We start from the raw sequence: 25697 nt of genomic DNA on the forward strand, positions 1-25697 counted from the left end.
GCAAGCGCGCATTGGCGCGCGTCGAGGAGGACTGAGCTGTGACTAAGCAGGTCCAGCAAGTCGATCGTGTGATCATCAGATTCGCTGGAGACTCCGGCGACGGCATGCAGCTCACCGGCGACCGCTTTACGGCAGGAACGGCGGAGTTCGGCAACGACCTGTCGACGCTCCCCAACTTCCCCGCCGAGATCCGCGCGCCCGCAGGCACTCTGCCCGGCGTGTCGAGCTTCCAGCTCCACTTCGCGGACCACGACATCCTCACGCCCGGCGACGCGCCCAACGTGCTCGTGGCCATGAACCCGGCCGCGCTCAAGGCCAACCTGGGCGACCTGCCCAAGGGCGCGGACATCATCGCGAACACCGACGAGTTCACCAAGCGCAACCTGCAGAAGGTCGGCTACGACGCCAACCCGCTGGAGGACGACTCGCTCAGCGAGTGGCACGTGCACGCGGTGCCGCTGACCTCCCTCACGGTCAAGGCCCTCGAGGGCTTCGAGCTGTCCAAGAAGGACGCGGAGCGCTCGAAGAACATGTTCGCCCTCGGCCTGCTCAGCTGGCTCTACCACCGGCCGACCGAGCACACCATCACGTTCCTCGAGCAGAAGTTCGCGAAGAAGCCCGACATCGCCAAGGCCAACATCGCGGCCTTCCAGGCGGGGTGGAACTTCGGTGAGACCACCGAGTCCTTCTCCGTCTCGTACGAGGTCAAGCCCGCCAGGCTCGCCCCTGGCGTCTATCGCAACATCTCCGGCAATCAGGCCCTGGCGTACGGCCTGATCGCCGCCAGCGTGCAGTCCAAGCTGCCGCTGTTCCTGGGCTCCTACCCGATCACCCCGGCCAGCGACATCCTGCACGAGCTGAGCAAGCACAAGCGGTTCGGCATCCGCACCTTCCAGGCGGAGGACGAGATCGCGGGCGTCGGCGCGGCGCTCGGGGCCGCGTTCGGCGGATCGCTCGGCGTGACCACCACGTCCGGCCCCGGCGTGGCGCTGAAGGCCGAGACGATCGGCCTGGCGGTCACCACCGAGCTGCCGCTGATCATCGTGGACGTGCAGCGCGCGGGGCCGAGCACCGGCATGCCGACCAAGACCGAGCAGACCGACCTGCTGATGGCCATGTTCGGCCGCAACGGCGAGTCGCCGGTGCCGATCGTGGCGCCGATGTCGCCGAGCGACTGCTTCGACGCAGCCGTCGAGGCGGCCAGGATCGCCATCAAGTACCGCACTCCGGTCATGCTGCTCTCGGACGGCTACCTGGCCAACGGCTCGGAGCCCTGGCGGCTGCCCGAAATTTCCGATTTGCCGGACATTTCGCAGGAGTTCACGAAGGAGCCGAACGGCGCCGACGGCGAGTTCCTGCCGTACAAGCGCGACACCGAGACATTGGCCCGCCCCTGGGCCATCCCCGGCACGCCCGGCCTCGAGCACCGCATCGGCGGCATCGAGAAGGCCGACGGCACCGGCAACATCTCGTACGACCCGAACAACCACGACCTGATGGTCCGCACGCGGGCCGCCAAGATCGCCGGGATCGACGTTCCCCCGCTGGAGGTCGACGACCCCGACGGCGACGCCAACGTGCTGGTCATCGGGTGGGGCTCGACGTACGGGCCGATCGCCGCGGCCGTGCGGCGGATCAGGAAGAGCGGCGGCAAGGTCGCGCAGGCCCACCTGCGCCACCTCAACCCGCTGCCCGCGAACACCGGCGAGGTCCTCAAGCGCTACGACAAGGTGCTGCTGCCCGAGATCAACCTCGGCCAGCTCGCCCTGCTGCTGCGGGCCCGCTACCTCGTCGACGTGATCAGCTACAACCGTGTGCGCGGGCTCCCGTTCAAGGCCGAGGAGCTGGCCGGAGTCATCCAGGACGTGATCGACAGTGACTGAGCTGGTGAACGGGAAGGGGCTGAGCCTCATCCCCAAGACCGACGTCAAGCAGAGCCTGAAGGACTTCAAGTCCGACCAGGAGGTGCGCTGGTGCCCGGGCTGCGGCGACTACGCGATCCTGGCGGCGGTGCAGAGCTTCCTGCCCGAGCTGGGGCTCAGGCGCGAGAACATCGTGTTCGTCTCGGGCATCGGCTGCTCGTCGCGGTTCCCGTACTACCTCAACACGTACGGGTTCCACTCGATCCACGGCCGCGCGCCCGCCATCGCGACGGGGCTGGCCGCCTCCCGGCCCGACCTGAGCGTGTGGGTGATCACCGGTGACGGCGACGCGCTGTCGATCGGCGGCAACCACCTGATCCACGCACTGCGCCGCAACGTCAACCTGAACATCCTGCTGTTCAACAACCGGATCTACGGGCTGACCAAGGGCCAGTACTCCCCCACGTCCGAGGTCGGCAAGATCACCAAGTCGACCCCGATGGGGTCGCTGGACAAGCCGTTCAACCCGATCTCGCTGGCCATCGGCGCCGAGGCGACGTTCGTGGCCCGCACCATCGACTCCGACCGCAAGCACCTGCAGTCGGTGCTGCGCGAAGCCACCGCGCACCGCGGCACGTCGCTGGTGGAGATCTACCAGAACTGCAACATCTTCAACGACAACGCGTTCGAGCAGCTCAAGGACCCGGCCGTCCGCGACGACATCACGCTGCGGCTGGAGCACGACCAGCCGATCGTGAGCGCCTCGAAGGCGGTCGTGCGGGCGGCGAGCGGCGGCATCGAGGTCGTGGCGCGCGACAGCGTGAGCGAGGACCAGATCCTCGTGCACGACGCGCACAACCCCGACCCGTCGGTGGCCTTCGCGCTCAGCAGGCTGGATGAGCCGGCGTTCGAGCACGTGCCGATCGGGATCTTCCGCCAGGTCGACCGGCCGGCGTACGACGTGCTGATGGCCGAGCAGCTCGAGGAGGCCGTCGCGCAGAAGGGTCCCGGTGACCTGAGCGAACTGCTGCTGGGCGGCGACACCTGGCGCATCGCCTGATATTCGCGATTTGATGGGGCCCGTCCGTGCGGGCCCCATTCGCATGCCCGCCGGCCGACAAACGGGCGCTCGGCGGAAGTGCCCGCCGACCAAAGGGGGGCGTTCGTGGAGTGGCGTGGCAGGCGGGCCCTGGTGACAGGGGCCTCGGGGTTCATCGGCGCCCACCTGGTCAGGCGGCTGGCCGAGCTGGGCGCGGACGTGCACGGGGCGAGCCGCACCGGGAGCGGTCACGACCTGCGTGATCAAGGGGCCGTGGACGGGCTGTTCGCCGCAGTCCGCCCCGAGGTGGTCTTCCACCTGGCCAGCGAGGTGAACGGGGCCAGGGACGTCTCGGTCGTGCGGCCGACGCTGGAGGGCAACCTCAAGAGCACGGTCAACGTGCTGACCGCGGCGGCCGGCTCCGGGTGCCGGGTGGTCCTGGCGGGGTCGAGCGAGGAGCCGCGGCCGGGCAACGGGCATACGCCGGCGCCGTCGCCGTACGCGATGGCCAAGGCGGCGGCGACGGGGTACGCCGAGCTCTACCACCGGCTCTGGAACGTGCCCTGCACGATCGTGCGCCCGACCATGGTGTACGGGCCGGGCCAGCGTGACACCGCCAAGCTGGTGCCGTACGTGACGCTGGCCCTGACCAGGGGCGAGAAGCCCCGGCTGACCAGCGGCTCCAAGGTCGTGGACTGGGTCTACATCGACGACGTGGTCGAGGCGTTCGCGCTGGCCGGGCTGAGCGAGCGCGCGATCGGGCAGGCGTTCGACGTGGGCACGGGCACGAAGGTGTCCGTGCGGGAGGCGGTCGAGCTGCTCTACCGGATCGCCGGGGAGGAGTCGGCGCCGCCGTTCGGGACCGTTCCCGACCGGCTGCTCGACGTGCCGCAGGTGGCCGATCCTGGGCCCGCGAGGGAGCTGATCGGCTGGCGCCCCCGGGTCGGCCTGGAGGACGGGCTGCGCCGCACCGTGGCGTGGTATCGGCGATGAGACCCGTAGCGGTGGGGCTGGCGGGCGCCGGGCTGTGGGCGGGGGCCTTCCACGCGCCCATGCTCGCCCAGGGCCCGGAGACCCGGCTGGCCGGGGTGTGGGCCAGGCGGCCCGAGGCGGGCCGGGCGCTGGCGAGCCGGTTCGGCGCGCCGTACTACGAGGACTACCGCGACCTGCTCGACGGGTGCGAGGCGGTGGCGTTCGCGGTGCCGCCGGACGCGCAGGCCGAGCTGGCCACCGAGGCCGCGCGGGCCGGGCGGGCGCTGCTGCTCGACAAGCCGCTCGCCCTCGACCTGGCCGCCGCCGAGGAGCTGGCCAGGGCCGCGAGCGGCGTGCCGACCCAGCTCGTCATGACCAACCGCTACCGGCCCGCCGTGCGCGAGTTCCTGCGCCAGGCACGCGACCTCCCCGTGCTGGGGGCGCGGGCGAGCCAGCTCACCGGCGAGTTTCTCGACGGTCCCTTTCTCGATCAACCGTGGCGGATGAAGCACGGCGTGCTGTTCAACACCGGGCCGCACGGGCTCGACCTGCTCGACGCCGCCATTGGACCGATCAAGGAGATCCGGGCCGCGGGCGACCCGCACGGCTTCCTCGCGCTCACGTGCCGGCACGAGGGCGGCGCGGTCAGCCAGCTCTCGCTGTGCGGCAAGGTGCCGGGGGTGGGCAGGCGCACGGTCTACGAGCTGTACGGCCCGCGCGGCGAGCTGGTGCTCGACTTCGCCCGGATCCCGCCCGACTCCGAGCCGACCCGGGCGGCGTTGCGGGCGGAGTTCGCGGCGGCGGTCAGGGCGGGCCGGTCGCACGCGATCGACGTGCACAGAGGGGTGCACCTTCAGCGGCTATTGGAGCAGGTCTGGCGGGACTTGTAACGGTCTAAGGGAAACGCCGGATACACAAGAGCTGAGCCGGACTGGGGGGAAGGTCGGTAATGACGCTGACGAGGTCGATCATCAACCTCACCGTTCATGGCATCGGCGACACCGATCGGCCCCTCGATCCGGGCGAGGACACGACCTGGGTCAGCGTGAAGCAGTTCGAGCAGGTGCTGGACGCGGTCGTGGACCGCAGGGACGTACGCATCACGTTCGACGACGGCAACGCCTCCGACGTGGAGATCGCGCTTCCCCGGCTGCTGGAGCGCGGGCTGCGGGCCGAGTTCTTCGTGCTGGCCGGGCTGCTCGGCAAGCCGGGCAGGCTGGCCGCCGACGGAGTCAAGGAGCTGGCCAGGTCGGGCATGCGGGTGGGCTCGCACGGGTGGGGACACCGCGACTGGCGGCGGCTCTCCTCCGAGCAACACGACCAGGAGTTATCGGCCGCGCACACGGTGATCGGGGACTTATGCGGCCATCTGGTGACGAGGGTGGCGATCCCGTTCGGCTCCTATGACCGGCACGTGCTCGGCAGGCTCCGCCAGGCGGGCGTGACCTGCGCGTACACCAGCGACGGCGGACGGGCCACCCCGGGCCAGTGGCTTCAGGCCCGCAACAGCCTGCGCCACGACCTGGACGAGGGATGGATCCGCCGGGTGCTCGACGGCCGGCCGGCGCTGCCCCAGCGGGCCAGGAAGGCCGCGGCCCGCCTCTACAAGCGGACGCGAGGCTGACCCGGATGCGTGTCGCGGTGGTGATCGTCACCTACAACAGCGCCGACGTGCTGGAAGGCTGCCTGCGCAGCCTCGCGGAGGGCGCGCGCGGCGTGGAACTGGCCGCGGTCGTCGTGGCCGACAACGCCTCGGCCGACGACTGCGAGGTCGTCGCCAAACGAGTCGAGGACCTGCCGTTGAGCACGGTCCAGCTCGGCAGGAACGCCGGGTACGCGGCCGCGATCAACGCCGCCGTGGACACGCTGGATCTCGACGAGCTGGACGCCGTGTACGTCATCAACCCGGACTGCCGCCTGCCCCCCGGGTCGATCGCACCGCTGGCCAGAGCTCTGCGGGAGCCGCACAGGGGCATCGCGGTGCCGTACATGGTCAATCCCGACGGATCACTGCAACCGTCGCTGCGCCGGATGCCCACGGTCGGCAGGGCCGTGGTGGAGGCGATCATCGGCGGGGACCTGGCCGGGCGGCTGGGGCGGCTCGGCGAGCTGGTCACCAACCCCCGCGAGTACGAGCGCCCCGGCGCGTTCGCGTGGGCCACGGGGGCGGCGATGCTGATGTCCGTGGCCGCCATGCGCGAGGTCGGGCCATGGGACGAGTCCTTCTTCCTCTACAGCGAGGAGACCGAGTACTGCCTGCGGGCCGCCGACAAGGGCTGGCTCACCTGGTACGAGCCCACGTCGGTCATCGAGCACATCGGCGGCGACTCGGGCACCAACCCGGCGCTGGCCGCGCTGCTGATCGTCAACAAGGTGAAGCTGTTCCGCAGGCGCAGGGGGCGGCTGGCGGGGACCGCGTACTACCTGGCCGTGCTGCTCGGCGAGGGCGCGCGAGCGCTGGCGGGCCGGAAGATCTCCAAGGCGTCGTTCGCCGCGCTGCTGCGGCCCTCCAGCGTGATGACCGCCTCATGAAGGCATTCGACCAGCTCACGACCGAGGAGCTGGACGCCTGGCACCGGCTGCGGGCGGCCAACCCGGCGCTGGACAGCCCGTACTTCCACCCGGGCTTCGCGGCGGCGGTCCACGAGTTCGCGAAGGTGCACGTGGCCGTCTCCAGGGACGAGCGCGGGGAGATCACCGCGCTCATGGCCTGCCACCGCGACGGCGCCCGCCTGCGGCCCGTGGGCTGGCCCGGGGCCGACTTCCAGGGGCCGATCCGCGCGCCGGGCACCCCGTTCCGCCCGCTGGGGCTGCTCAACGGCCTGGAGTTCGACCACCTGCTGGAGCAGGAGGGGTTCGAGCCGTGGATCGTGTCGCGCCGGGCCTCGCCGTACGTGGACGTGACCGGCGGGCTCGACGGCTACCTGGGCCGCGCGTCGCGGACGGGCAAGGACAACATGGGCCAGGCCAGGCGGCGCACCGCCAAGGCCGAGCGCGCGCTTGGCCCGGTCCGTTTCGAGGCGGACACCGTCGATCCCGAGGCCCTGGAGCAGGTCGTACGGCTCAAGCGCGCCCAGTACGCCGCCACGGGCGCCAGGGACTACTTCGCCGAGCCCGGCAGGGTCGAGCTGCTCACCAAGCTCCTGCACACCCGCGACCCCGGCTTCGGCGGCGTGCTGTCGACCGTGCACGCAGGCCCGCACCTGCTGGCCGCGCACTTCGGGATGCGCTCCGGCGGCGTCCTGCACTGGTGGTTCCCCGTCTACGACCCCGCCCACGCCGGGCTCGCCCCCGGCTGGATCCTGCTGCGCGAGCTCGTCCGGGCCGCCCCCGCACTCGGCCTCGCCCGCATCGACCTGGGCCGGGGCGACGACGAGTACAAGCGCCGGGCCAAGACCGGCGAGAGCGTCGTCTGTCAGGGGCTGGTCACGGGCAGCTGGGCGCGGCTGGCCGTACGCAAGGCGCGCGACTCGCTCGCCGCCCAGGCCCGGCAGTCGGAGCTCCTCAGAGCACTCGCACGCAAGATCAGGAACCTGTAACGCTCCAACAAGCTGTGGCGAACAAACTAGGGTGAGCCGGGTGGGGCATGACATATGCCCCGGGGCCCTGCTCCTGACGCGACGGGGGAGGGCCCGGACCGTGAGAATCAGTGTCTTCGGACTCGGTTACGTCGGTTGCGTGTCGGCTGCCTGCCTGGCCTCGATGGGGCACGAGGTCGTGGGCGTGGACGTCAACCAGACCAAGGTGGACCTCGTCGCCTCCGGCCGCGCGCCGGTCGTCGAGGAGCGCATCGGCGAGATGACCGCCGAGATGGTCCGCAAGGGCGCGCTGCGGGCGACCACGGACGCCGCCGAGGCGGTGCGGGAGACGGACGTGTCGCTGGTCTGCGTGGGCACGCCGTCGGCCGCGAACGGCAGCTTATCCACCCTCTATTTAGAGCGGGTGGCCGAGGAGATCGGCAGTGCGCTCAGAGCAGGACAGACGGTGGTGTTCCGGAGCACGATGCTGCCGGGCACGTGCGAGGGGCTGCTGATCCCGATCCTGGAGGCCGCGTCGGGGCTGCGGGCGGGGCGGGACTTCGGGGTGGCCGTGAACCCGGAGTTCCTGCGCGAGGGCACCAGCGTCCGGGACTTCTTCGAGCCGCCCAAGACGGTGATCGGCGAGAGCGACCCGGCCACCGGCGAGCTGGTGGCGGCCCTCTACGGGGGCCTCCCCGGCGAGGTGTTCCACGTCTCGATCGCAGTGGCCGAGATGACGAAATATGCGGACAACGCGTTCCATGGGCTGAAGATCAGCTTCGCGAACGAGCTGGGCGCGGTCTGCCAGGCGCTGGGGATCGACTCGCACGAGGTCATGGACGTGTTCCTGGCCGACACCAAGCTCAACGTCAGCCCGGCCTACCTGCGCCCGGGCTTCGCGTTCGGCGGCTCGTGCCTGCCCAAGGACCTGCGCGGCCTGGTCTACGCCGCACGCAGGGCCGACGTCTCCGTGCCGCTGCTCTCCCACGTCCTGCCCGCCAACGAGGCGCACCTGCAGCGCGCGTTCGAGCTGGTCGTGGCCGCCGACAGCCGCAAGGTCGGCCTGTTCGGGCTGTCGTTCAAGCCCGGCACCGACGACCTGCGAGAGAGCCCTCTGGTCGAGCTGGCGGAGCGGCTCCTGGGCAAGGGCTACGACCTGCGCATCTACGACGAGAACGTGACCCTGTCGCGGCTGATGGGCGCCAACCGGCACTACATCGAGCAGCGCCTCCCCCACCTGGGCGACCTGCTGACCACCTCGGTCGACGACGTGCTCGCGCACGCCGACGTGTGCGTGATCGGCTCGCGCGAGCCGGCCGTGCTGGACGCCGTCGCCCGCTCGGGCACCCGTACGATCATCGACCTCGTCCGCCTCCCCGACGCCGCCGAGCGCCGGGCGACCCCTGGATACGTGGGCCTTGCCTGGTAAACGAGCACTCATCCTCGTCGAGAACCTCTCCGTGCCCATGGACCGCCGGGTGTGGCAGGAGAGCGTCACGCTGCGGGACGCGGGGTGGGAGGTGCACGTCATCTGCCCGCAGGGGGCCAAGCAGGACACGGAGCCGTACGCGCTGATCGACGGCATCGCGATCCACCGCTACCCGCTCAAGGCGGCGACCGGCGGGCCGCTGGGCTACCTCAAGGAGTACGGATCCGCGCTCTGGCACACGTTCCGGCTGGCCAGGAAGGTGGGACCGGTCCACGTGGTGCACGGGTGCAACCCGCCGGACCTGTTCTTCCTGGTGGCGCGGCGGCTGGCGAGACGCGGCACGCGGTTCGTGTTCGACCAGCACGACCTGGTGCCGGAGCTGTACCTGTCGCGGTTCGGGCGGGGTCAGGACCTGCTCTACCGCGCGGTGTGCCGGCTGGAGCGGCTCACGTACCAGGCGGCGCACGTCGTGATCGCGACCAACGAGAGCTACCGGCAGATCGCGCTGACCAGGGGCGCCAAGCGGCCCGAGAACGTCTTCGTGGTGCGCAGCGCGCCCGCGGTCGAGCGGTTCCACCAGGTGCCGCCGGACGAGTCGGTCAGGCGCGGCAAGCCGTACCTGCTGTGCTACCTGGGCGTCATGGGGCCGCAGGACGGGGTGGACTACGCGCTGCGGGCGCTGGCCAAGCTGGAGCGGCAGGACTGGCACGCGGTGTTCGTCGGGGGCGGCGACACGTTCGACGCGATGGTTGCGCTGTCGGAGCAGCTGGGGCTGGGCGACCGGGTGGAGTTCACCGGGCGGATCCCCGACGAGGACCTGATGCGCTACCTGTCGACGGCCGACGTGTGCCTGTCGCCCGACCCGCTGAACCCGCTCAACGACGTCTCCACCATGAACAAGGTCATGGAGTACATGGCCATGGCCAAGCCGATCGTCTCCTTCGAGCTGCGCGAGGCGCGGGTGTCGGCGGGCGAGGCGGCCGTGTACGCGCCGGCCAACGACGAGGCCGAGTTCGCGAAGCTGATCTCGTACCTGCTGGACCATCCGGAGGAGCGGCGCAGGATGGGCGAGATCGGCCAGGCACGCGTCAGGGGACCCCTGTCCTGGGACGAATCCCGCAAAGCCCTCATAGCCGCCTACTCGAAAGTGATCGCATGAGTGCATACAAGTGGCTGCGGCGCAACGTCGGCCAGCTCCTGTACGAGCGCAGGTACGGCGTGCGCACGGCCGAGCGCGTCGACCTGGCCGACATCGGGCTCGACGGCGAGGACCGCGTCTACTACGCCGCGCTCAACTGGCGGGCGCTGCGCAAGGCGCTGCCCACGAGCGAGGTGGGCGAGCGGGACGTGTTCGTGGACTTCGGCTCCGGCATGGGCCGGGTGATCGTCCAGGCGTCCCAGTACCCGTTCAAGCGGGTGATCGGGGTCGAGCTGTCCGAGGAGCTCACCGACATCGCCAAGGAGAACGTCAGGAACATGCGGGTCCGCCGGAAGTGCGGCGAGATCGAGCTGATCGCCTCGGACGTGCTCGACTACGACATCCCCGACGACGTGACCGTGGCGTTCTTCAACAACCCGTTCCGCGGCAAGATCTTCAGCGAGGTCATCGACCGGCTGGTCGCCTCGGTGGACCGGGCCCCGCGGCCGGTGCGGATGATCTACGGGAACCCGCTGGAGGAGCCGTACCTGATGAGCACGGGACGCTTCCGCCACCTGCGGACGATCAACCTCAAGCCGGACCCGCTCGGCCCGCCGTTCGGGACGATCAGGACCTACGACCTGCTGCCGAGGTGATCAGTCACGGGTGGTCCCCCACCGGACCCGGCCGGGGCGCCGGAAGGCGGTCAGCGCCCGGTCGAGCACCAGCACGGCCAGGTAGCAGAGCGCATCCACCGGGCTCACCTCGCGGCCGCGCACCAGCGTGCCCACGGAGGCCAGCCGGAGGCCGGTCAGGGTCACCGGGCGGCCGAGCGCGGCCAGCTGCCGGTTGCCCAGCCGTACGCGGATCCTGCGGCGCAGGTAGGCGCGGACGGTCCTGGCCGGCCGCACAACCGACGTGGCCTCCGGCACCGCGACCCGCTCGCCGTCCACGAAGCTCGCGTGCACCCAGCCATCGTCGGACAGCACGTCGTCCGGCACCGGGAAGGCCCTGGCATGGCCCTGCTCGCCGAGCACGTAGACGCCCGCCCCGGCCAGCACCCGGCTGGGCCCGACCATGCGGTGGTGCACCTTGTGCACCCGCCTGGCCGCCCAACCGGCCCCCGCCAGGTCCAGCACGGGCACGGGCGCGCACCCCAGCACCCCCGGACGCGCGCAGGCGGCCACGAGCGCCCGCGCGGACTCCGTGCTCAGCTCGACGTCCGCGTCCAGGTAGAGGCGGGGGAACGTACGGCAGGCCGCGTCGCCCAGCCTGAGCGCGTGCGCCTTGCCCCCGACCGGCGTCTCGATCACCCGCACGCCCGCCGCGCGGGCCACCGCGGCGGTCCCGTCCGCGCAGGCGTTGGCCACCACTACGACGTCGAACTCACCCGGCCGCGAATCCCCCAGCAGGGCCGCCAGCCCCGCCCCGATGACCGCTTCCTCGTTGTGCGCGGGGATGACGACGCTGGCGACGGGCTCCATCGGCCGGCCCCTTTCGAAAGGATGCTTCCATGAAGGTAGAGCGGACCCCGCTCGACGGGGTGCTGCTGTTCAGGCCGTCGCCCCACCGCGACGACCGCGGACTGTTCACCAGGACGTTCGACACGAACGTGGCGGCCGAGCACGGCCTCGACCCGGCCGCGTTCGTGCAGGACAGCCAGTCGCGCTCGCGCAAGGGCACCGTGCGCGGCATGCACGGCAGGTCCGGGCGGGGCGAGGCCAAGCTGGTGCGCTGCGCCCGCGGCGCCGTGCACGACGTGCTGGTGGACATCCGCCCCGGCTCCCCCACGTTCGGCGAGCAGTTCTCGGTACGGCTGGACGACCAGGACTTCCTCACCCTGTACGTGCCCGCCGGATTCCTGCACGGCTTCCAGGCGCTGACCGGCGAGGCCGACACCTGCTACCGGATCGACAGGGAGCACGACCCGTCGGAAGATCTGGCGGTGCGCTACGACGACCCCGGCCTCAAGATCGACTGGCCGCTGCCCGTCACGGCGATCAGCCCGCGCGATCTCGAGGCCGGCTCGTGGGCGCGGCTGGCCGAGCGGCTGGCCTAGGGGAGGTCGGTCGATGAGAAGGCTACTCATGGGGGCGGTCGTCCTGCTGACCGCGGCCTGCAGCGCAAGCGGAACGGCGGCCCGGCCCACCGTGACGGTCACGGTGACCGCCTCGGGCGCTCCGCCGGCCACCTCGACGCCGTCCTCGCCGCCCCAGCTGGTGCCGCGCCCGGTCGTGGCCCCTGACGGCCGGCGCTGCCCCGACCATCCCACGCCGGCCTGCACGGGCCTGCCACCCGGCACCAAGCTACGCACGCTGGCGGCCAACGACGGCCCGGCGCACCGGGTGGTCGAGGCGAACACCGTGCTCGACGGCGTGCACGTCACCGGCGACCTGCTCATCGCCGCCGACAACGTCAAGATCGTCAACAGCCGGATCGACGGCGGCATCCAGGCCCAGTTCGACGGCCGCGACTACGCGTACCGCATCGCCGACAGCACGGTGGGGCCGACCGGCCAGTGCCTGACCGCGCCCGCCATCGGCGTCGCCGACTACACGGCCGAGCGGGTGCTGATCCGTGGCCACGCCGACGGGTTCCGCGACTCCGGCGACAACATCTCGATCAAGGACTCGTACGCCAAGCTCTGCTCCGACGGCACCAAGAACTACGCCGACGGCGTCCAGACCTTCAACGCGGGCAGGGGCTTCACGCTCGACCACACCACGCTCGACATGCGCGGCGTCGTCAACTACAACTCGCCGATCTTCTTCAACGACCGGCCGGACGGCACGCGGGACGTCACGGTCATCAACAACCTGGTCATGGGCGGCAACTACACGATCCAGCTGCACAACATCCACGGCAGCCTGGTCGTCAAGAACAACCTGGTGGTGGACAAGACCTGGGAGTTCGCCCCCATGTCGGGCGACTGCCAGGACACCATCCAGTTCGAGAACAACCACATCGTCACCATCGACCAGGATTACCGGGTCACCTCCATCGTCCGGCCGCTCACCTGCAACGGCAAGTGATCGGGGCGCCGCTCGGCCTCGGCCATCCGCAGCAGCGCCCCGGTGGCCCCGATCAGCAGGAACGCCAGGCCGGTGACGATCGCGAACGACAGCAGGTCGAACGTGGCCGCGCCGAGCACCGGGGCCACCAGGCACGCCGCCAGCGTGAGCCCCAGCTCCCTGACACCCGGGTCCGCACTGAGGTAGCGGGCCCGTAGCGCGCAGATGAACGCGCAGACGAACATGCCGAGGAAGACCGCCACACCGATGATCCCGGTGTCGATCGCGCCCTGGATGTACTGGTTGTCGAAGACCTGGTACTTGGGGTAGTACCAGGTGCCCATGCCGCGGCCCAGCCACAGGTGCTTGGCGATCTCCTCCCCCGCGAAGGCGTAGTCGTGCGTGCGGTAGCCGATGCTGCTGTCGTTGAAGAAGTTGTCGAACAGGCCGAAGAGCGTGCCGAGCAGCCCCGGCGAGATCACCTTCATCACGACGAGGAAGCCGGCCAGGACCACGACCGCCTGGATCCGCCGCCGCGCCGGCCAGCCGAGCACCAGCACGATCCCGACCCCGACCAGGCCCAGGATGGCCGACCTCGACACCGAGAACATCAGCCCCATGCCGATCGCGGCCGTGCACAACCACCAGCGCAGAGCGGGCCGGCCCAGCTCGCCGGCGCGGAAGCTGTAGTGGGCGGCGAGCGGCAGGATCATGGCGCAGACCACGCCGAACTCGATCGGGTGCGCCGCCGTCGCGGCCACCCTGCGCATCGCGTTCCTGTCGAAGACGAACTTGTCCTCGATCACGAACCGCAGCCCGGGGATCTGCATGTACTGCGTCAGGTCGAGGTTGAGCAGAAACTGGAACGCGCCCACCAGCGACATGAGCGCGCCGGCCACCACGATGGCCTTGAGCGCGAAGTCCAGCCGCTCGCGCACCCGGATGCCGTCGCACACCGCCAGCGCGAGTCCCGCGTTGGCCAGCACCAGCACGATCGCGTGGTCGGCCAGGTTGAGCTCGTCGGTCGGCAGGTAGCCGTAGGTGCCGTAGCCGTACGAGGCGGCGGCCGAGGCCACGTACAGGAAGAGCCCGGTCCTGACGGGGTTTCGGCCCTTGGCTGCGCCCAGCGACCTGGTGAGCTGCGAGCAGAGCCACAGGAGAGCGGCGAGCAGCGCGAGCACGTTGGCCACGGACAGCGCCAGCGGGAGCCCGCGGATGATCATGCGGGCCGGGATGAGCATGAGCGTCACCACGAACAGGCACACCAGCGTGGCGGCGTCCGCCCTGCGCGGCATCCCCGGCAGCGGCCGGGTGTCCAGTCCGGTGGTCACGTGTGCTTGCCGTTCACGTGGGCGTCGGCGGCGACGAGGACCCGCCGGTCCACCTCGACGGGCGGGCGGGTCGCGGCGGCAGCCTGCCTCCGTCGCCTGCGCGCGTCGGCGAAGCTGTCGAACGCGTACGTCACGAACAGGCTCGCCATCAGGCCCAGCGCCAGCGCCACCACGGCGGCCCGGAGCTTGCGCCCCGGCTCGGGCTCCGGCGGCGTCGGCGCGACCACCTGGGTCAGCGTCATGTACGTGGCCAGCGGCGCGTTGACCGCCTGCTGCCCCTTGAACAGCTCGACCTTGGCCCTGGCCGCGACCTTGCGCACGATCTCCTGCGCCGCCTCCGGCGAGCTCGCCTCGCTCTCGATGAACACGAACGGCCCGGAGGCCAGCGCCTCGGCGTTCGTGCTGCCGTTGTGCACCTTGTACGTGACCGGCCCGTTCGGCACGATGCCCAGCTCGGCGGCCGTGTCGGCGGTCGTGAGGCGGGCGGTGAGTATCGAGGCGGTCATCGTCAGCCCGCGGTCGAAGTTGAGCAGCGGGTTCACGGGCGCGTTCGTCGTGCCCGGATGCACCGGGAGGCTCGCGCCCGTACGCGGCGTGGTGAGCACCATGGCCGCGTTGGAGGTCCACAGGGTCGGCACCGTCGAGTAGACGGCCGCGGCCGCCCCCACGGCCAGCAGGAACGCGGGTACGGAGACGTACCAGCGACGGAACAGAACCAGGACCGTGAGCCAGAAGTCCATGCGCCCTCCCCCTCAGGCCGCGAACACGGGCCCCGGCGTGACACACAGGTATCGTTCCAATGGCTCACATGTGTTACGTAACGACTCTCCCGTCCTGTGGCGATATGCCTTCCGTGACCAAGTTGGCAGTGGTGACGCCGAGCTTCGGCCCCGACGCAGAGCTGTTCGCCGAGCTACACGCGTCCGTGCTGGAGCACACCACGGATGAGACCGTCCATCACGTGATCGTGCCGCCGCGCGACAAGGAGCTGTTCGGGCGCTACGCGGGCCCTCGCTGCCGGGTCTGGACCGAGCCAGAGCTGCTGCCCCGCAGGTACGTCCGCGTGCCCCGGTCCGGCCTGTGGATCAACACCATGCGCCCGTGGCCGCCCATCCGGGGCTGGGTGATCCAGCAGGCGCTCAAGCTCTCCGCCACGGCCAGGATCGAGGCCGACGCGGTGCTGATCGCCGACTCCGACATCGTGCTGGTCAGGCCGGTGGACGTGACCGCGTTCCAGACGGACGGGCGGCTCTGCCTGCACCGGGCCGAGCACGCGGTGCACGCGGGCATGACCAGGCACGTCCGCTGGCACCAGGTGGCCCGCGACCTGCTCGGCCTGCCCGCCGCGCCCCCGCCGCCGCTGCACGACTACGTCAGCTCGCTGACGTTCTGGGACCCGCACGTGGTGCGGGCCATGCGGACCAGGATCCAGCAGGCCACCGGGCGCCACTGGCTCGACGCGTTCACCTCGCGGCTGCACGTCTCCGAGTTCATCCTCTACGGCGTGTACGTCGACGAGGTGCACTCGCTCGCCGACCCGCCCCCGGCCAACACCGCGATCTGCCACAACTACTGGGACAGGACGCCGCTCGACCACGACGGCGCCCTGGCCTTCGCCGACCGGCTCAACCCGGAGGCCATCGGCATGATGATCTCCGCCAAGTCCGGCACGCCGCTGCCTGTCAGGCAGGCAGCGGTGCGACGGTGCGCCGAGGTGGTCGCCGGACGCTGACCCTCACTTCACTATCGGGAACGTCTGCGTGTCCGCAGAGTCCTCGTCGACGGCCTCCGGCTTGCCGGCCTGCTTGTGCCCCTCCGTGGCCTCCGCCACCGGCTCGGGCTCCACGTCGGTCACCGGGGCGGGCTCGATGGCGACCGGCGCGGGCTCGATGGCGGGCTGCGGCTCGACGACGTCCACGGCCTCGGTCCAGGCCTCCGCCGAGGGTCCGGCCGCGACGCGCCGCCTGGCCTGCCTGAGCGTCCACGCGTACGCCGCCGCGAACCCCGCGAAGACCGTGAGCACGGCCGCGATCCCCGCCGTCTGCACCTTGTCCGCGAGCTGCGCCTCGGGCGTGGACGGGGGCGTGACGTTGACCAGCGTGATGTACAGGATCGGCGGCGCCCCCAGCTCCTTCTGCTTGGCGGCCAGCTCGTCCTCGACACGCTTCTGCGCCCGCACGACGAGATCCTTGGCGGTCCGCTCGTTCGGGCTGTCCGCGGTGATGGAAAGGAACGGTCCACCGCTGCCGAACAGCGCCTGGTTGCTGCTTCCGTCGTCGATCGTGAGCTTGTTCGGCCCCTCCTTGGGGGCGCCGAGCTGGGCCAGCACCTCAGGAGTGCTGACCGACAGGATCAGCGTTGCCGCCGTGGTACGCAGCCCCCCGCTGTCCACGAGCAACGGATTCGTCCGCCCTGCCTTCGACAGGGGCTCGCCGGGCGCCGGCTGCGTGTTGCCGGGACCGGTCAGCAGCAGCACCACGTTCGCCTTGTAGTGGGCAGGCACGATGAGGAACCCCACGACCCCTGCCACCACGGCGAGCGCCAGGATCGGAGGGCCGACGAACTTGCGTCGCGCCAGGCCGAAGACGGTTTTCCAGAACTCCAAGACTTCCCCGCCCCCTGCACAAATTTTTCGACCTGTTCGAATGTGCGGAAATTAACATTCCCCCGGCATGGTGTACAGGGTTCCTGTCGCCTATGGCACAACTGTTCATCCGAAAAACCGACTTACCTGTTACGCCGGAACCGACGCGGCCGATAGTCCGTATGGGCCGTAGACCGGGGGTGGCAGTGCATGAAGTCCGCTGAAATGCTCCAGACAGCCACGGTCGAACGCCGCAGGCTGGCCGGGCTCGACGGAATACGCGGTCTAGCTGCGCTTTTCGTCGTCTTCCACCACGTCTGGCTGCTGTCGTTTCCCGGCTTTCCCCGGGACACCGGGCCCGGCTGGGCGAGCTGGATGGTCTACGGGCACTTCGCGGTCGTGGTGTTCATCGTGCTGTCCGGCTTCTCCCTCGCCCTCTCGCCGGCCCGCAACGGGTGGCGGCTGGACTCGCTCGGCAGGTTCGCGCACCGCCGCGCCTGGCGGATTCTCCCGCCGTACTGGGCCGCGGTGGCGCTCAGCCTGGTGATCGCCTGGACCCTGGTGCCCCAGCCAGAGCAGGGCGTGCCCACCGCCAAGTCGGTGCTCATCTACGGGCTGCTGCTGCAGGACGTGTTCGGCAGCCCGAGCCCCAACGGCGCCCTCTGGTCGATCGCCGTGGAGGCCCAGCTCTACTTCGTCTTCCCGCTCCTGCTGCTGGTCCTGCGCAGGATGGGCGCGGTGGTCATGGTGGGCGCGGTGACCGCGGTCGTGGCGGCCGTCGGGGTGCTCGCGCAGGTCGTGCCCGTGGTGGGCGAGCTGATGCGGCTGACGCCGCAGTTCGCCGCGCTGTTCGCGCTGGGCATGGCGGGCGCGGGCGTCGTACGGCTCCAGCGGCGGATCCCGTTCCAGTGGCTGGCGGCGGCCGCGCTGTTGCCGGTGCTCGCGCTCATCGTGCTCAAGGGATCCGTGTGGACGATCGGCAACCTCTACTGGATCGACCTGGCGATCGGGCCGGCGACCGTGCTGCTGCTGGCGGCCGTGGCGACCGGGAAGCCCGCGCCGGTCGTGTGGCTGCTGGACACGCGGCCCGTGAAGAGCCTGGGTTCGTTCTCCTACAGCCTCTACCTGATCCACGCGCCGATCGTGGTGAACATCCACGCGCTCGTGATCGCCCCGCGCATGGAGCAGGGCGTCCCGGCGTTCCTGGTCTCGCTGGCGCTGGCCGTGCCGGTGACGGTGGTGGCGGCGCGGTTGTTCGCGGGGGTGTTCGAGCTGCCGTTCACCCGGAGCAGGACGCCGGCCGCGCTGCGGGCCGCGGTGCGGGCCCGGCTCTCGCGGGCCCGCACGCAGTGATCAACCGGCCTTGACGAGCGCCTCCGCCTCGTACGCCACGGCCAGTTCCTCCGGCATCGGCTCGAGGTCCGTGCAGCGCATGAAGTCGCGCAGCGTCGTGCCGAGGCAGGCGGCGTCGACGTTGGGCGCGGCCCTCCTGGCCCGCACGTCGTCGATGTTGACGCAGCGGAAGTCGATGCTGAAGCGGGTCCTGCCCGAGGTGTTGTTGACCGTGGAGTGCAGGTGGGCGCCGGAGAAGAGCAACATGCCGCCGGGCTCGGTCACGATTCGCAACTCGGGCTCGGGATCGAAGTCCTCTTCCGGCTTGGGCTGCTCCCTGGTGTCGGAGTGGATGTGCTGTGCGGCGGTGGGCCGGGAAACGCGCTGCCATTCGCCGTACTCGTACCCGCCGCTGCCGTTGCGCAGCGGCCGGTCGAAATAGCGCGGGTGCAGGGCGAAGACATTTTCCGGGACGACTTCGAAAATCGGCAGCCACCAGTTGATCTGGTTGAACGGGGCGGCGTACCAGCAGTCGCGGTGGGCGTGGTACGCGTAGGAGATCCCCGAGTCGAGATAGTGGTTCGAGGTCGAGGTGCGCAGCCGCGGCACGTCGAAGTACGTCTGCTCCAGCGGGAATCCGAGCTCCTCCATGACCTGGACGAGCAGGCTCTTGCTGCGCGGGTGGTGGATGAAGCGGGGCTTGAGCTCGGCCAGGAGGGCGGCGAAGTCCTCCACGGGCATGTCGAACTGCGCGGTTTCCGGGTCCCGGCTCCCGAACGCGTCGGCGATCAACTCCTTGGCGAACGCGACGAGCTCAAGTGCTGCTCTGGTCGGAGAGTAGACGAACACGTCTCCCCGGTAGATCATGCCGCGCCGGGATTCGTCGTCCATTTCACTGTTGGAAAAGATGGTGGTCATGTGCACCTCACCTGTCTTGCGCTTTCTACTCCCTGTCTCGGGGGTTCTGCGTACTTCGTTACACCGCTATTTCGTGTAACAAATCAGCCCGGGTTTTCCGATTACCAATATGGGACACCCGACGGATGGAGTCGAAAATGCAGGAAGTCCAGCAGTTCACGTTCCGCCGTGACCAACTGTTCCCGCTCGCCGACAGCCTGCGTCCGAGCTTTCTGACCGCGTCGCCGTTCCGGCACGTGGTGATCGACGACTTCCTGCCGGCGGGCGTGCTCGACCCGGTGCTCGCGGAGTTTCCCGAGCCGAAGAACGCCGACTGGCAGCAGTTCGACAGTTCCAAGGAGGTGAAGCTGGCCCTGCAGGACACCGAGCAGATGGGGCCGGCGACGCGGCACCTGCTGGCCGAGTTCAACGGGCAGGTCTTCATCGAGTTCTTGGAACGTTTGACCGGCATCGAGCGACTCGTGCCCGACCCGCACCTGGAGGGCGGCGGGCTGCACCAGATCAGGCCGGGCGGCTTCCTCAAGGTGCACGCCGACTTCAACCGGCACCGCCGCCTCGACCTCGACCGCAGGCTCAACGGGCTCCTCTACCTCAACAAGGACTGGGACGAGAGCTACGGCGGCCACCTGCAGCTGTGGGACAAGGACATGAGCACGTGCGAGCACGCGGTGCTGCCGGTGTTCAACCGGTTCGTGCTGTTCGCCACCACCGACGACGCCAACCACGGCCACCCCGATCCGCTGACCTGTCCTCCTGAGCGGGCCCGCCGGTCGATGGCGCTCTACTACTACTCCAACGGCCGCCCCGGCGAGGAGGTCAACGACGATCACACGACGCTGTTCAAGCAGCGTCCCGGCGAGAAGTACAAGAGCAACCTGCGCCAGGTGCTCAAGCGCTGGACGCCCCCGGCGCTGGTCCAGCTGGCCGGGCGCCGGGACCGCGCCAAGTGAACCGGCCCCCGGCCAGCGGAGGGGGCGGCGGGTCAACGGACCAGGCGGGCGAGGCGGGCGAGCTTTCTCCCGCCTCGTGCGGCGAGCCGCCGCTGGCGTGAGACGTACAGCTTGCGGACCGCCCTCCGCGCCCGGCGGCGCTGGTCGGGCGTGAGGTCGGTCTCGTCGATGACGCCGAGCAGCACGCGTGCCTGGATGAGCGTGGCGAAGTAACCGCGCCAGGCGGGCAGTGCCAGCCGGCCGCTCATCCGCACCGGGTTCGCGTTGGCCCAGTTGCGGTGCGAGAGCACCTCGGGCACGTGCGCCCAGGGTCCGGACAGGGCGTGGCGGGCGGCGGCGATCTCGTCCTCGCGCACCAGGACAGGGCGCGGGACGGTCCTCGCGACCGCGGTGCGGTGCACGCCGTACAGCGGGTCCATGAGCACGAAACTCTCGGTGAGCAGGCGCAGCATCTCGGCGAAGCGTTCGGCGGGGTCGTCGGAGTTGAGCGCGGTGCCCTCGTAACGGCCGGTCTGCGTGACGCCGTCAAGGGTGTACGAGGTCTGCGCGGTGACCAGGACGATCCTGCCGTCCTTGGCGAACTCCGCCAGCGAGCGCGACACGCAGTACTCAGCGAGCGTGTCGTCGTCGCCCACCCAGCGGAAGAACTCCCCCTTGGCCAGGCGGAGCGCCGTGGAGAAGTTGCCGACGGGGCCGATGTTCTCCGGCTGCCGGTGGTAGCGGATCCGGCTGTCGGTGGCCGCGAGGTCGCGGCAGATCTCCTCGGTGTCGTCCGTGGAGGCGTTGTCGGAGATGATCAGTTCCAGGTTCTGGTGGTCCTGGGCCAGCACCGACAGGACGGCCTTCTCCAGGTGCCGGCCGCCGTTGAAGGTGGGCAGGCCGATCGAGACCAGCGCGTCGGGGTTCAATGAGCTTCCTTTCTCCGCAACTGCCTGAGTGGCACGGCCAGCAGGACGTACACGATGAGGCCGGCGCCGCCGGCGAGCACCAGTTGGACCAGGGCGTTGCCCTCCACCGTCCGGCCGACCAGCGCCGTCGCCCCCGCCGCGGCGAGCCCGGCCAGCAGCGGCCGCACGAGCGTGGGCAGCACCGGAGCCAGCCGCACCCCGGCCCGGTGCAGGAAGTACGCCGCCACCGGCAGCGCCACGAACAGGCTGGCCGCCACCTGGCCGATCGCGGCCCCGCGGATGCCCTGCAGGTGCGTGCCGGCGATCAGCGCGGGGATGAGGGCGGCCCCGTAGCCGAGGTTCATCCAGACCGTGGCCCGGGTGTCGCCCTGGGCGGACAGGATGTCGAGCGCGAGCGAGAGGAGCATCCTGATCACCATCACAAGAGCCAGCCAGCGCAGCACGCCCGCCGCCTGGTCCCACTTGCCGCCGTAGAGGAACGACACGAGCGGGTGCGCGAGCACCGACATCACGACCGCGAAGGGCAGGATGGCCGTCAGAAGCAGCGGCGCCGACCTCCTTACGCCCTCCGACAGGGCCTCGGAGGTGTGCTCGGCCAGCCGCGAGAAGCCGGGGATGGTGACGTTGCGCACGGCCGTGCCGATCAGCCCGGGCACCCAGCTCGACACGTTGAAGGCCAGCAGGTAGTAGCCCAGCCAGACATGCCCGAGTATGTCGCCCACCACGATGTAGCCGGCGTTGAGCAGCACGCTCTCCAGCCCGATCCCGGCGGCCGACGGCAGCCCGAACTTCAGCAGCTTGACCGCGATGGCGCGGTCCACGCCGAGCCGCACCGGCAGCCGGGCGGCGAAGAAGACGATCACGCCGGTCACCACGGACTGCGCGACCTGCCCGAAGGCGAAGCTGAGCGCGCCCGCGCCGTTCGCGGCCAGCGCGATGGCCACCACCGCGTTGACCGCGAACCCGATGCCGATGGCGAGCGTCAGCTTGTCCTGCTCGAACCGGCGGATCAGCGTCGCCGCCCGCACCGCGGTGAAGCCCTCGACGATGATCACCGAGGTCAGCAGCCTGACCACGGGCGTGGCCTGAGCGGTGCCGGCCAGCTCGGCGAAGGCCGGCGCGCCCACCCAGAACACCGCGTACAGCCCCATGGCCGACAGGAACGACAGCACCGTGGCGGTCGGCGCCATCTCCTCCAGCTTGCCCCGCCACTGGATGGTGGCGACCATGATGCCCAGGTCCTTGACCGACATGACGAACGCCGTGGCGGCCAGCGCGACCGCGTAGACGCCGAAGTCGCCCGGTGCGAGCAGCCGGGCGAGGATCAGCCCCATCACGAAGGAGCCCGCCTTCGTAGCGAGGTTGCCCAGCAGACCCCAGCGCAGCCCACGCCCGGCTAATTTGCCGAGGGAGCCGATCTGCTGCTCGGCGTCCTTGACTTCCATGTAGAACTCTCCCTATGCGGCCGGCTCGTCGACGCGCTCCAGCCAGATCTCCCGCCAGAACGGGAGGAACTCTCTCGGACAGTTGACGCTGTAGACCCCTTCGCAGTAGACGGATTCCAGAGCTATGCAGGGGTTCTTCATCTGCAGCAGCTCGCCGGTGCGCTCGTCCAGGCAGCGTTCGACGCGTGCGACGACCCTGGCGGTCCTGCCGCAGTGCCTGGCCATCTCCTCCTCGAAGCCGAGGCCCCTGTTGAGGCGTTCCTGGTTGAGCGTGGCGACGATCTCCTGGCGCGACTTGATCCGCACCAGCTCGCCCGGCTGCAGGTCGAGCGTGCCGGTCGGGGTCGGTCCTGGCTTTCCTTTGGGCACCCAGCCCCAGGCCAGCCCGCCCCTGATCCGCAGCCGCCCGGGCAGCACCCTGCGGCTGACCGACTGGTAGCGGTTGAAGACGGCGAAGAACAGGCCCCGCAGCGTCTTCAGCACGCCCGCGTTGCCGCTCTTCACGTCGGTGGCGTACTGCCGGACGTCCTTCAGCGGCAGGCACGTCGGCGCCGCGCGATGCAGCTCGGTGGCCTGGCAGGCGAAGCGCTCCTCGCCCTCCGGCCCCGGCGGCTTGCGCGAGTTGATCTGCAGCAGCGGCAGCAGCTTGCGGTCCTTGCCGGTGGACGCCGGTCCGTCGGAGACCTTCTTGAGCCAGGCGTCCTTCCAGTAGAGCGAGCAGGCCGTCTGGCAGCCGCCGTGCGCGGAGCCGTCGCAGCGGGACTCGCTCAGGTGGACGGCACGTTCCATGCGCCGCATGCGGCCGTGGCTGATCGTGTCGCACGCCTTGTGCGCGAGCTTGTGCACCGTCATCCGCTGCCCGCAGAAGCGCAGCATCTCCGGCATGAAAGGTAACCCGTCGAGCTCGCCCCGCTCGTCCAGCGTGGCCAGGATCTCGGCTTCCCCCCGCACTTCCACGACGTCCCCGACCCTGAGGTCCATCACGCCTTCTCCTTCACCAGTCCGGCATCCAGCAGAGCGTGGGCCGCCCTCTCCACGGCGGCGAACGGCAACTCGGATCGTCGGGCGATGTCGAGCAGGCTGTGGTCCCCGTCGGACAGGTTCAACACCCATAACATCGCCATTTGGGCCTGTTTCGTGTCACTCCTTCCGCCGAGAGATCCGTAGAGCCCGCGCCTGCCGAGTTGCGGCTCGCCGTACGGGCTGAGGTTGACGTAGGTGCGGTTGCCCTCCAGCACCTCGACGACCCGTACGAGGGCGTCGAGGGTGTCTTCCATGGCCTCCGGCGTGACGAACCCCGGGTTGTCCCCTGAGGTGTGATATTCCGGGTATCCGGCGTACGGCGTCCTGGTGAGGCTGCCGAAGGGGAGGTTGAAGCCGGGCGAGCAGAACTGCCGCTCGTCGTACCCGTACGGCGAGAAGTCCAGCACCCGGTGCGGCCGGTCGTCGAGGACATGCTCGACGGCCCGGTCGATCTCGGCGTCGCCGCGCCTGCTCCGCTTGTACGTCAGCGCCCCGGGGTCGCCCGCGCACGCCAGCGTGAGCCCGCCCGCGATCAGGTGGACGCGCCCCCGGTTGAGCGCCAGCCAGGTGATCGCCCCGATCGTCCCCGGCATGAACAGGAACCGGTACGTGTACCGCGGCTCCTTCAGCCTGAGCGCCAGCGCCACGGCCACCGCGATGCCCGCGAGATTGTCGTTGGCCAGCGACGGGTGGCACACGTGGCAGGAGATCACCACCTCGTCGGGCAGCCGCCCGGGCACGACGTGCTCGGCGATGGTGAGCGAGCCGTCCTCGAGCGTCGAGTCGATCAGCACCTCGTAGGGCCCCTCGCCCAGCGCGTCGAGCGCGTTCTGGCTGAGGCAGAACCCCCAGGTCTCGGCGTAGTAGCTGGTCCGGTAGGGGATCAGCCCAGGCTGGTCGGGCAGCGTGTGCAGGCGCGGCCGCAGCTCCTCCAGCGTGTACGTCCCCGACACCGGCACGCTGTAGCCCACCACGTGCAGGTTCGACTCCCGGAAGTCGATCACCCGCCGCCCGGAGGGGTCCTTGACGTAGGCGTCGCGGATGTTCCACTCCGTCGGCACGTTCCAGTCGAGCACCTCGGTCCCCGTCGGCACCTCGGTGACCGTCAGCGGCAGGTGCTCGCCGACGATCTCCAGCGTGCGCCGCACGCCGTCTCCGGTGATGCTCCGGCAGATCGGATACAGCCGCTCGACGAGCTCGTGCATCCGGCCGCCGTTCACGGGCGCAGCTCCGCGTCGATGCTCCTGGCCGCCCGCCGGTCGGCCAGCCGCGTCAGCCGGGTGAAACGCCGATCGAAGTCGTGCCTGGTCAGCCCGTAGGTCCGGTACGCCGCCACGAGCTCATCGGCCCCCGCCCTGACCGTCCACCTGGCGGTGTAGCCGGGCAGCGCCGCCCGTATCCGGGAGAAGTCCACCCGGTAGGAGCGCGGATCGTTGCCGGCCTCGCCGGTGATCTTCAGTATCGCCCCGGGCACGGCCGCGACCACCTCGTTGGCGATCTCCGCCACCGTCACGTTGTTGGCCTCGGAGCCCACGTTGAACGCCCTGGCGTGCACGGCGTCGCGCGGCGCCTCGATCGCCCGCAGGAACGCCTCGGCGATGTCCTCGGCGTGCACCAGGGGCCGCCACGGGGTGCCGTCGGACAGCACGAGCACCTCGCCGGCCAGCACGGCGTGGCCCACCAGGTTGTTCAGCACGATGTCGGCCCGCAGCCGCGGCGAGAACCCGAACGCCGTCGCGTTACGCATGAACACCGGCGAGAAGTCCGCGTCGGCCAGCTTGACCAGGTCGTCCTCCACCCTGACCTTCGACTCCGCGTACGGCGTCACGGGCCGCAGCGGCGCGTCCTCGTTCACCAGCCCGTCGCCCCCGGACGCGCCGTAGACCGAGCAGGTGGAGGCGTAGACGAACCTGCGTACCCCCGCGTCCTTGGCCAGCCGGGCCAGCCGCACCGACGCGTGGTGGTTGATGTCGTAGGTCAGCTCGGGCGCCAGCGAGCCGAGCGGGTCGTTCGACAGCGCGGCCATGTGCGCCACGGCGTCGACGCCTTCGAGCAGCTCGGCGGAGACGTCCCGCAGGTCGACCGCGTAGCCGGGCGGATCGTCGACGGCGGGGCCGAGCACGCAGTCGGCGAACAGACCGGAGTCGAGGCCGATCACCTCGTGCCCCGCGGCGGACAGCACGGGTGCCAGCACACTGCCCAGGTAGCCCTGGTGCCCGGTCAGAAGAATCCGCAAG

25 protein-coding genes are annotated in these 25697 nt (G+C 70.3%); 15 read left to right on the top strand and 10 right to left on the bottom strand.

Annotated elements, in window-relative coordinates:
- Positions 1–38: 38 nt before the first annotated feature.
- The 10 genes from ABN273_RS32430 (at position 39) to ABN273_RS32475 (ending at position 10614) form a co-directional block, all read left to right on the top strand.
- Complete coding sequence (locus ABN273_RS32430; RefSeq protein WP_349452876.1) at positions 39–1883, top strand: 2-oxoacid:acceptor oxidoreductase subunit alpha; 1845 nt, start codon at positions 39–41, stop codon at positions 1881–1883.
- Positions 1876–2922, top strand: coding sequence for a 2-oxoacid:ferredoxin oxidoreductase subunit beta (locus tag ABN273_RS32435; protein ID WP_349452877.1), 1047 nt, complete (start codon positions 1876–1878; stop codon positions 2920–2922). The genes ABN273_RS32430 and ABN273_RS32435 overlap by 8 nt, the downstream gene beginning before the upstream one ends.
- Before the next feature lie 105 nt (positions 2923–3027).
- Positions 3028–3894 carry an NAD-dependent epimerase/dehydratase family protein gene (locus tag ABN273_RS32440; RefSeq protein ID WP_349452878.1) on the top strand — a complete coding sequence of 289 codons (867 nt, stop codon included), beginning with the start codon at positions 3028–3030 and terminating at the stop codon, positions 3892–3894.
- On the top strand, positions 3891–4763 hold the full coding sequence (locus ABN273_RS32445) for a Gfo/Idh/MocA family protein (RefSeq protein WP_349452879.1): 873 nt from the start codon (positions 3891–3893) through the stop codon (positions 4761–4763). Before ABN273_RS32440 ends, ABN273_RS32445 begins: the two co-directional genes overlap by 4 nt.
- A 59-nt stretch (positions 4764–4822) precedes the next feature.
- Positions 4823–5497: a polysaccharide deacetylase family protein gene (locus ABN273_RS32450; RefSeq protein WP_349452880.1), complete on the top strand. Its 675-nt coding sequence runs from the start codon at positions 4823–4825 to the stop codon at positions 5495–5497.
- Positions 5498–5502: 5 nt separating this feature from the next.
- Entirely contained in the window at positions 5503–6405 is a 903-nt protein-coding gene (locus tag ABN273_RS32455) for a glycosyltransferase family 2 protein (RefSeq protein WP_349452881.1), read from the top strand.
- Positions 6402–7412 (top strand): GNAT family N-acetyltransferase, encoded by a 1011-nt coding sequence (locus tag ABN273_RS32460; protein ID WP_349452882.1) that lies wholly within the window; start codon positions 6402–6404, stop codon positions 7410–7412. Before ABN273_RS32455 ends, ABN273_RS32460 begins: the two co-directional genes overlap by 4 nt.
- Positions 7413–7512: 100 nt before the next feature.
- A complete protein-coding gene (locus ABN273_RS32465; RefSeq protein ID WP_349452883.1) occupies positions 7513–8820 on the top strand; it encodes a nucleotide sugar dehydrogenase in 1308 nt (435 codons plus the stop codon).
- Entirely contained in the window at positions 8810–9979 is a 1170-nt protein-coding gene (locus ABN273_RS32470; RefSeq protein ID WP_349452884.1) for a glycosyltransferase family 4 protein, read from the top strand. Before ABN273_RS32465 ends, ABN273_RS32470 begins: the two co-directional genes overlap by 11 nt.
- A complete protein-coding gene (locus tag ABN273_RS32475; RefSeq protein ID WP_349452885.1) occupies positions 9976–10614 on the top strand; it encodes a methyltransferase domain-containing protein in 639 nt (212 codons plus the stop codon). The genes ABN273_RS32470 and ABN273_RS32475 overlap by 4 nt, the downstream gene beginning before the upstream one ends.
- On the opposite strand, the gene ABN273_RS32480 is transcribed toward ABN273_RS32475, so the two are convergent.
- Positions 10615–11442: a glycosyltransferase family 2 protein gene (locus ABN273_RS32480; protein WP_349452886.1), complete on the bottom strand. Its 828-nt coding sequence runs from the start codon at positions 11440–11442 to the stop codon at positions 10615–10617. It abuts the gene before it with no gap.
- A gap of 29 nt (positions 11443–11471) precedes the next feature.
- On the opposite strand from ABN273_RS32480, the gene ABN273_RS32485 reads away from it, so the two are divergent.
- Together ABN273_RS32485 and ABN273_RS32490 are read left to right on the top strand one after the other, a co-directional pair.
- Positions 11472–12017, top strand: a complete 546-nt coding sequence (locus ABN273_RS32485; protein ID WP_349452887.1) for a dTDP-4-dehydrorhamnose 3,5-epimerase family protein — start codon at positions 11472–11474, stop codon at positions 12015–12017.
- 13 nt (positions 12018–12030) lie between these two features.
- Complete coding sequence (locus tag ABN273_RS32490; RefSeq protein WP_349452888.1) at positions 12031–12990, top strand: hypothetical protein; 960 nt, start codon at positions 12031–12033, stop codon at positions 12988–12990.
- On the opposite strand, the gene ABN273_RS32495 is transcribed toward ABN273_RS32490, so the two are convergent.
- Positions 12942–14300 carry an O-antigen ligase family protein gene (locus ABN273_RS32495; protein ID WP_349452889.1) on the bottom strand — a complete coding sequence of 453 codons (1359 nt, stop codon included), beginning with the start codon at positions 14298–14300 and terminating at the stop codon, positions 12942–12944. The genes ABN273_RS32490 and ABN273_RS32495 overlap by 49 nt on opposite strands.
- Positions 14297–15040, bottom strand: a complete 744-nt coding sequence (locus ABN273_RS32500) for a hypothetical protein (RefSeq protein ID WP_349452890.1) — start codon at positions 15038–15040, stop codon at positions 14297–14299. Before ABN273_RS32500 ends, ABN273_RS32495 begins: the two co-directional genes overlap by 4 nt.
- A 113-nt stretch (positions 15041–15153) precedes the next feature.
- On the opposite strand from ABN273_RS32500, the gene ABN273_RS32505 reads away from it, so the two are divergent.
- Positions 15154–16032 carry a DUF6492 family protein gene (locus tag ABN273_RS32505; protein WP_349452891.1) on the top strand — a complete coding sequence of 293 codons (879 nt, stop codon included), beginning with the start codon at positions 15154–15156 and terminating at the stop codon, positions 16030–16032.
- A 3-nt stretch (positions 16033–16035) separates the two neighbouring features.
- On the opposite strand, the gene ABN273_RS32510 is transcribed toward ABN273_RS32505, so the two are convergent.
- Positions 16036–16905 (bottom strand): hypothetical protein, encoded by an 870-nt coding sequence (locus tag ABN273_RS32510; protein ID WP_349452892.1) that lies wholly within the window; start codon positions 16903–16905, stop codon positions 16036–16038.
- A 189-nt stretch (positions 16906–17094) separates the two neighbouring features.
- Here ABN273_RS32510 and ABN273_RS32515 point away from each other — a divergent pair, with 189 nt between their 5' ends.
- The gene (locus tag ABN273_RS32515) at positions 17095–18237 is read left to right on the top strand and encodes an acyltransferase family protein (protein ID WP_349452893.1); all 1143 of its coding nucleotides are present in this window, start codon (positions 17095–17097) and stop codon (positions 18235–18237) included.
- Here the strand turns inward: ABN273_RS32515 and ABN273_RS32520 are convergent, their stop codons facing one another.
- On the bottom strand, positions 18238–19134 hold the full coding sequence (locus ABN273_RS32520; RefSeq protein ID WP_349452894.1) for a hypothetical protein: 897 nt from the start codon (positions 19132–19134) through the stop codon (positions 18238–18240).
- 137 nt (positions 19135–19271) lie between these two features.
- Here ABN273_RS32520 and ABN273_RS32525 point away from each other — a divergent pair, with 137 nt between their 5' ends.
- The gene (locus ABN273_RS32525; protein WP_349452895.1) at positions 19272–20084 is read left to right on the top strand and encodes a 2OG-Fe(II) oxygenase; all 813 of its coding nucleotides are present in this window, start codon (positions 19272–19274) and stop codon (positions 20082–20084) included.
- A gap of 32 nt (positions 20085–20116) precedes the next feature.
- On the opposite strand, the gene ABN273_RS32530 is transcribed toward ABN273_RS32525, so the two are convergent.
- Genes ABN273_RS32530 through ABN273_RS32550 form a run of 5 tightly spaced genes read right to left on the bottom strand, consistent with a single transcriptional unit; the run spans position 20117 to position 25696 of the window.
- A complete protein-coding gene (locus ABN273_RS32530; RefSeq protein WP_349452896.1) occupies positions 20117–20992 on the bottom strand; it encodes a glycosyltransferase family 2 protein in 876 nt (291 codons plus the stop codon).
- Positions 20989–22437, bottom strand: coding sequence for an oligosaccharide flippase family protein (locus ABN273_RS32535; RefSeq protein WP_349452897.1), 1449 nt, complete (start codon positions 22435–22437; stop codon positions 20989–20991). Before ABN273_RS32535 ends, ABN273_RS32530 begins: the two co-directional genes overlap by 4 nt.
- 12 nt (positions 22438–22449) lie before the next feature.
- A complete protein-coding gene (locus tag ABN273_RS32540; protein ID WP_349452939.1) occupies positions 22450–23418 on the bottom strand; it encodes a hypothetical protein in 969 nt (322 codons plus the stop codon).
- Positions 23418–24680 (bottom strand): DUF4910 domain-containing protein, encoded by a 1263-nt coding sequence (locus ABN273_RS32545; protein WP_349452898.1) that lies wholly within the window; start codon positions 24678–24680, stop codon positions 23418–23420. Before ABN273_RS32545 ends, ABN273_RS32540 begins: the two co-directional genes overlap by 1 nt.
- The gene (locus tag ABN273_RS32550; RefSeq protein ID WP_349452899.1) at positions 24677–25696 is read right to left on the bottom strand and encodes an NAD-dependent epimerase/dehydratase family protein; all 1020 of its coding nucleotides are present in this window, start codon (positions 25694–25696) and stop codon (positions 24677–24679) included. The genes ABN273_RS32545 and ABN273_RS32550 overlap by 4 nt, the downstream gene beginning before the upstream one ends.
- Position 25697 lies beyond the last annotated feature (1 nt).

Origin of the sequence: Nonomuraea sp. B19D2 (assembly GCF_040137845.1) — a bacterium.
Lineage (GTDB): Bacteria > Actinomycetota > Actinomycetes > Streptosporangiales > Streptosporangiaceae > Nonomuraea.

Excerpts from the sequence above, each read along its gene's own strand:
- ABN273_RS32480 (WP_349452886.1), bottom strand. The coding sequence starts at position 11,442 with ATGGAGCCCGTCGCCAGCGTCGTCATCCCCGCGCACAACGAGGAAGCG.
- ABN273_RS32540 (WP_349452939.1), bottom strand. The coding sequence starts at position 23,418 with ATGGACCTCAGGGTCGGGGACGTCGTGGAAGTGCGGGGGGAAGCCGAG.
- ABN273_RS32500 (WP_349452890.1), bottom strand. The coding sequence starts at position 15,040 with ATGGACTTCTGGCTCACGGTCCTGGTTCTGTTCCGTCGCTGGTACGTC.
- ABN273_RS32485 (WP_349452887.1), top strand. The coding sequence starts at position 11,472 with ATGAAGGTAGAGCGGACCCCGCTCGACGGGGTGCTGCTGTTCAGGCCG.
- ABN273_RS32475 (WP_349452885.1), top strand. The coding sequence starts at position 9,976 with ATGAGTGCATACAAGTGGCTGCGGCGCAACGTCGGCCAGCTCCTGTAC.
- ABN273_RS32460 (WP_349452882.1), top strand. The coding sequence starts at position 6,402 with ATGAAGGCATTCGACCAGCTCACGACCGAGGAGCTGGACGCCTGGCAC.
- ABN273_RS32455 (WP_349452881.1), top strand. The coding sequence starts at position 5,503 with ATGCGTGTCGCGGTGGTGATCGTCACCTACAACAGCGCCGACGTGCTG.
- ABN273_RS32445 (WP_349452879.1), top strand. The coding sequence starts at position 3,891 with ATGAGACCCGTAGCGGTGGGGCTGGCGGGCGCCGGGCTGTGGGCGGGG.
- ABN273_RS32515 (WP_349452893.1), top strand. The coding sequence starts at position 17,095 with ATGAAGTCCGCTGAAATGCTCCAGACAGCCACGGTCGAACGCCGCAGG.
- ABN273_RS32520 (WP_349452894.1), bottom strand. The coding sequence starts at position 19,134 with ATGACCACCATCTTTTCCAACAGTGAAATGGACGACGAATCCCGGCGC.
- ABN273_RS32535 (WP_349452897.1), bottom strand. The coding sequence starts at position 22,437 with ATGGAAGTCAAGGACGCCGAGCAGCAGATCGGCTCCCTCGGCAAATTA.
- ABN273_RS32450 (WP_349452880.1), top strand. The coding sequence starts at position 4,823 with ATGACGCTGACGAGGTCGATCATCAACCTCACCGTTCATGGCATCGGC.
- ABN273_RS32525 (WP_349452895.1), top strand. The coding sequence starts at position 19,272 with ATGCAGGAAGTCCAGCAGTTCACGTTCCGCCGTGACCAACTGTTCCCG.
- ABN273_RS32490 (WP_349452888.1), top strand. The coding sequence starts at position 12,031 with ATGAGAAGGCTACTCATGGGGGCGGTCGTCCTGCTGACCGCGGCCTGC.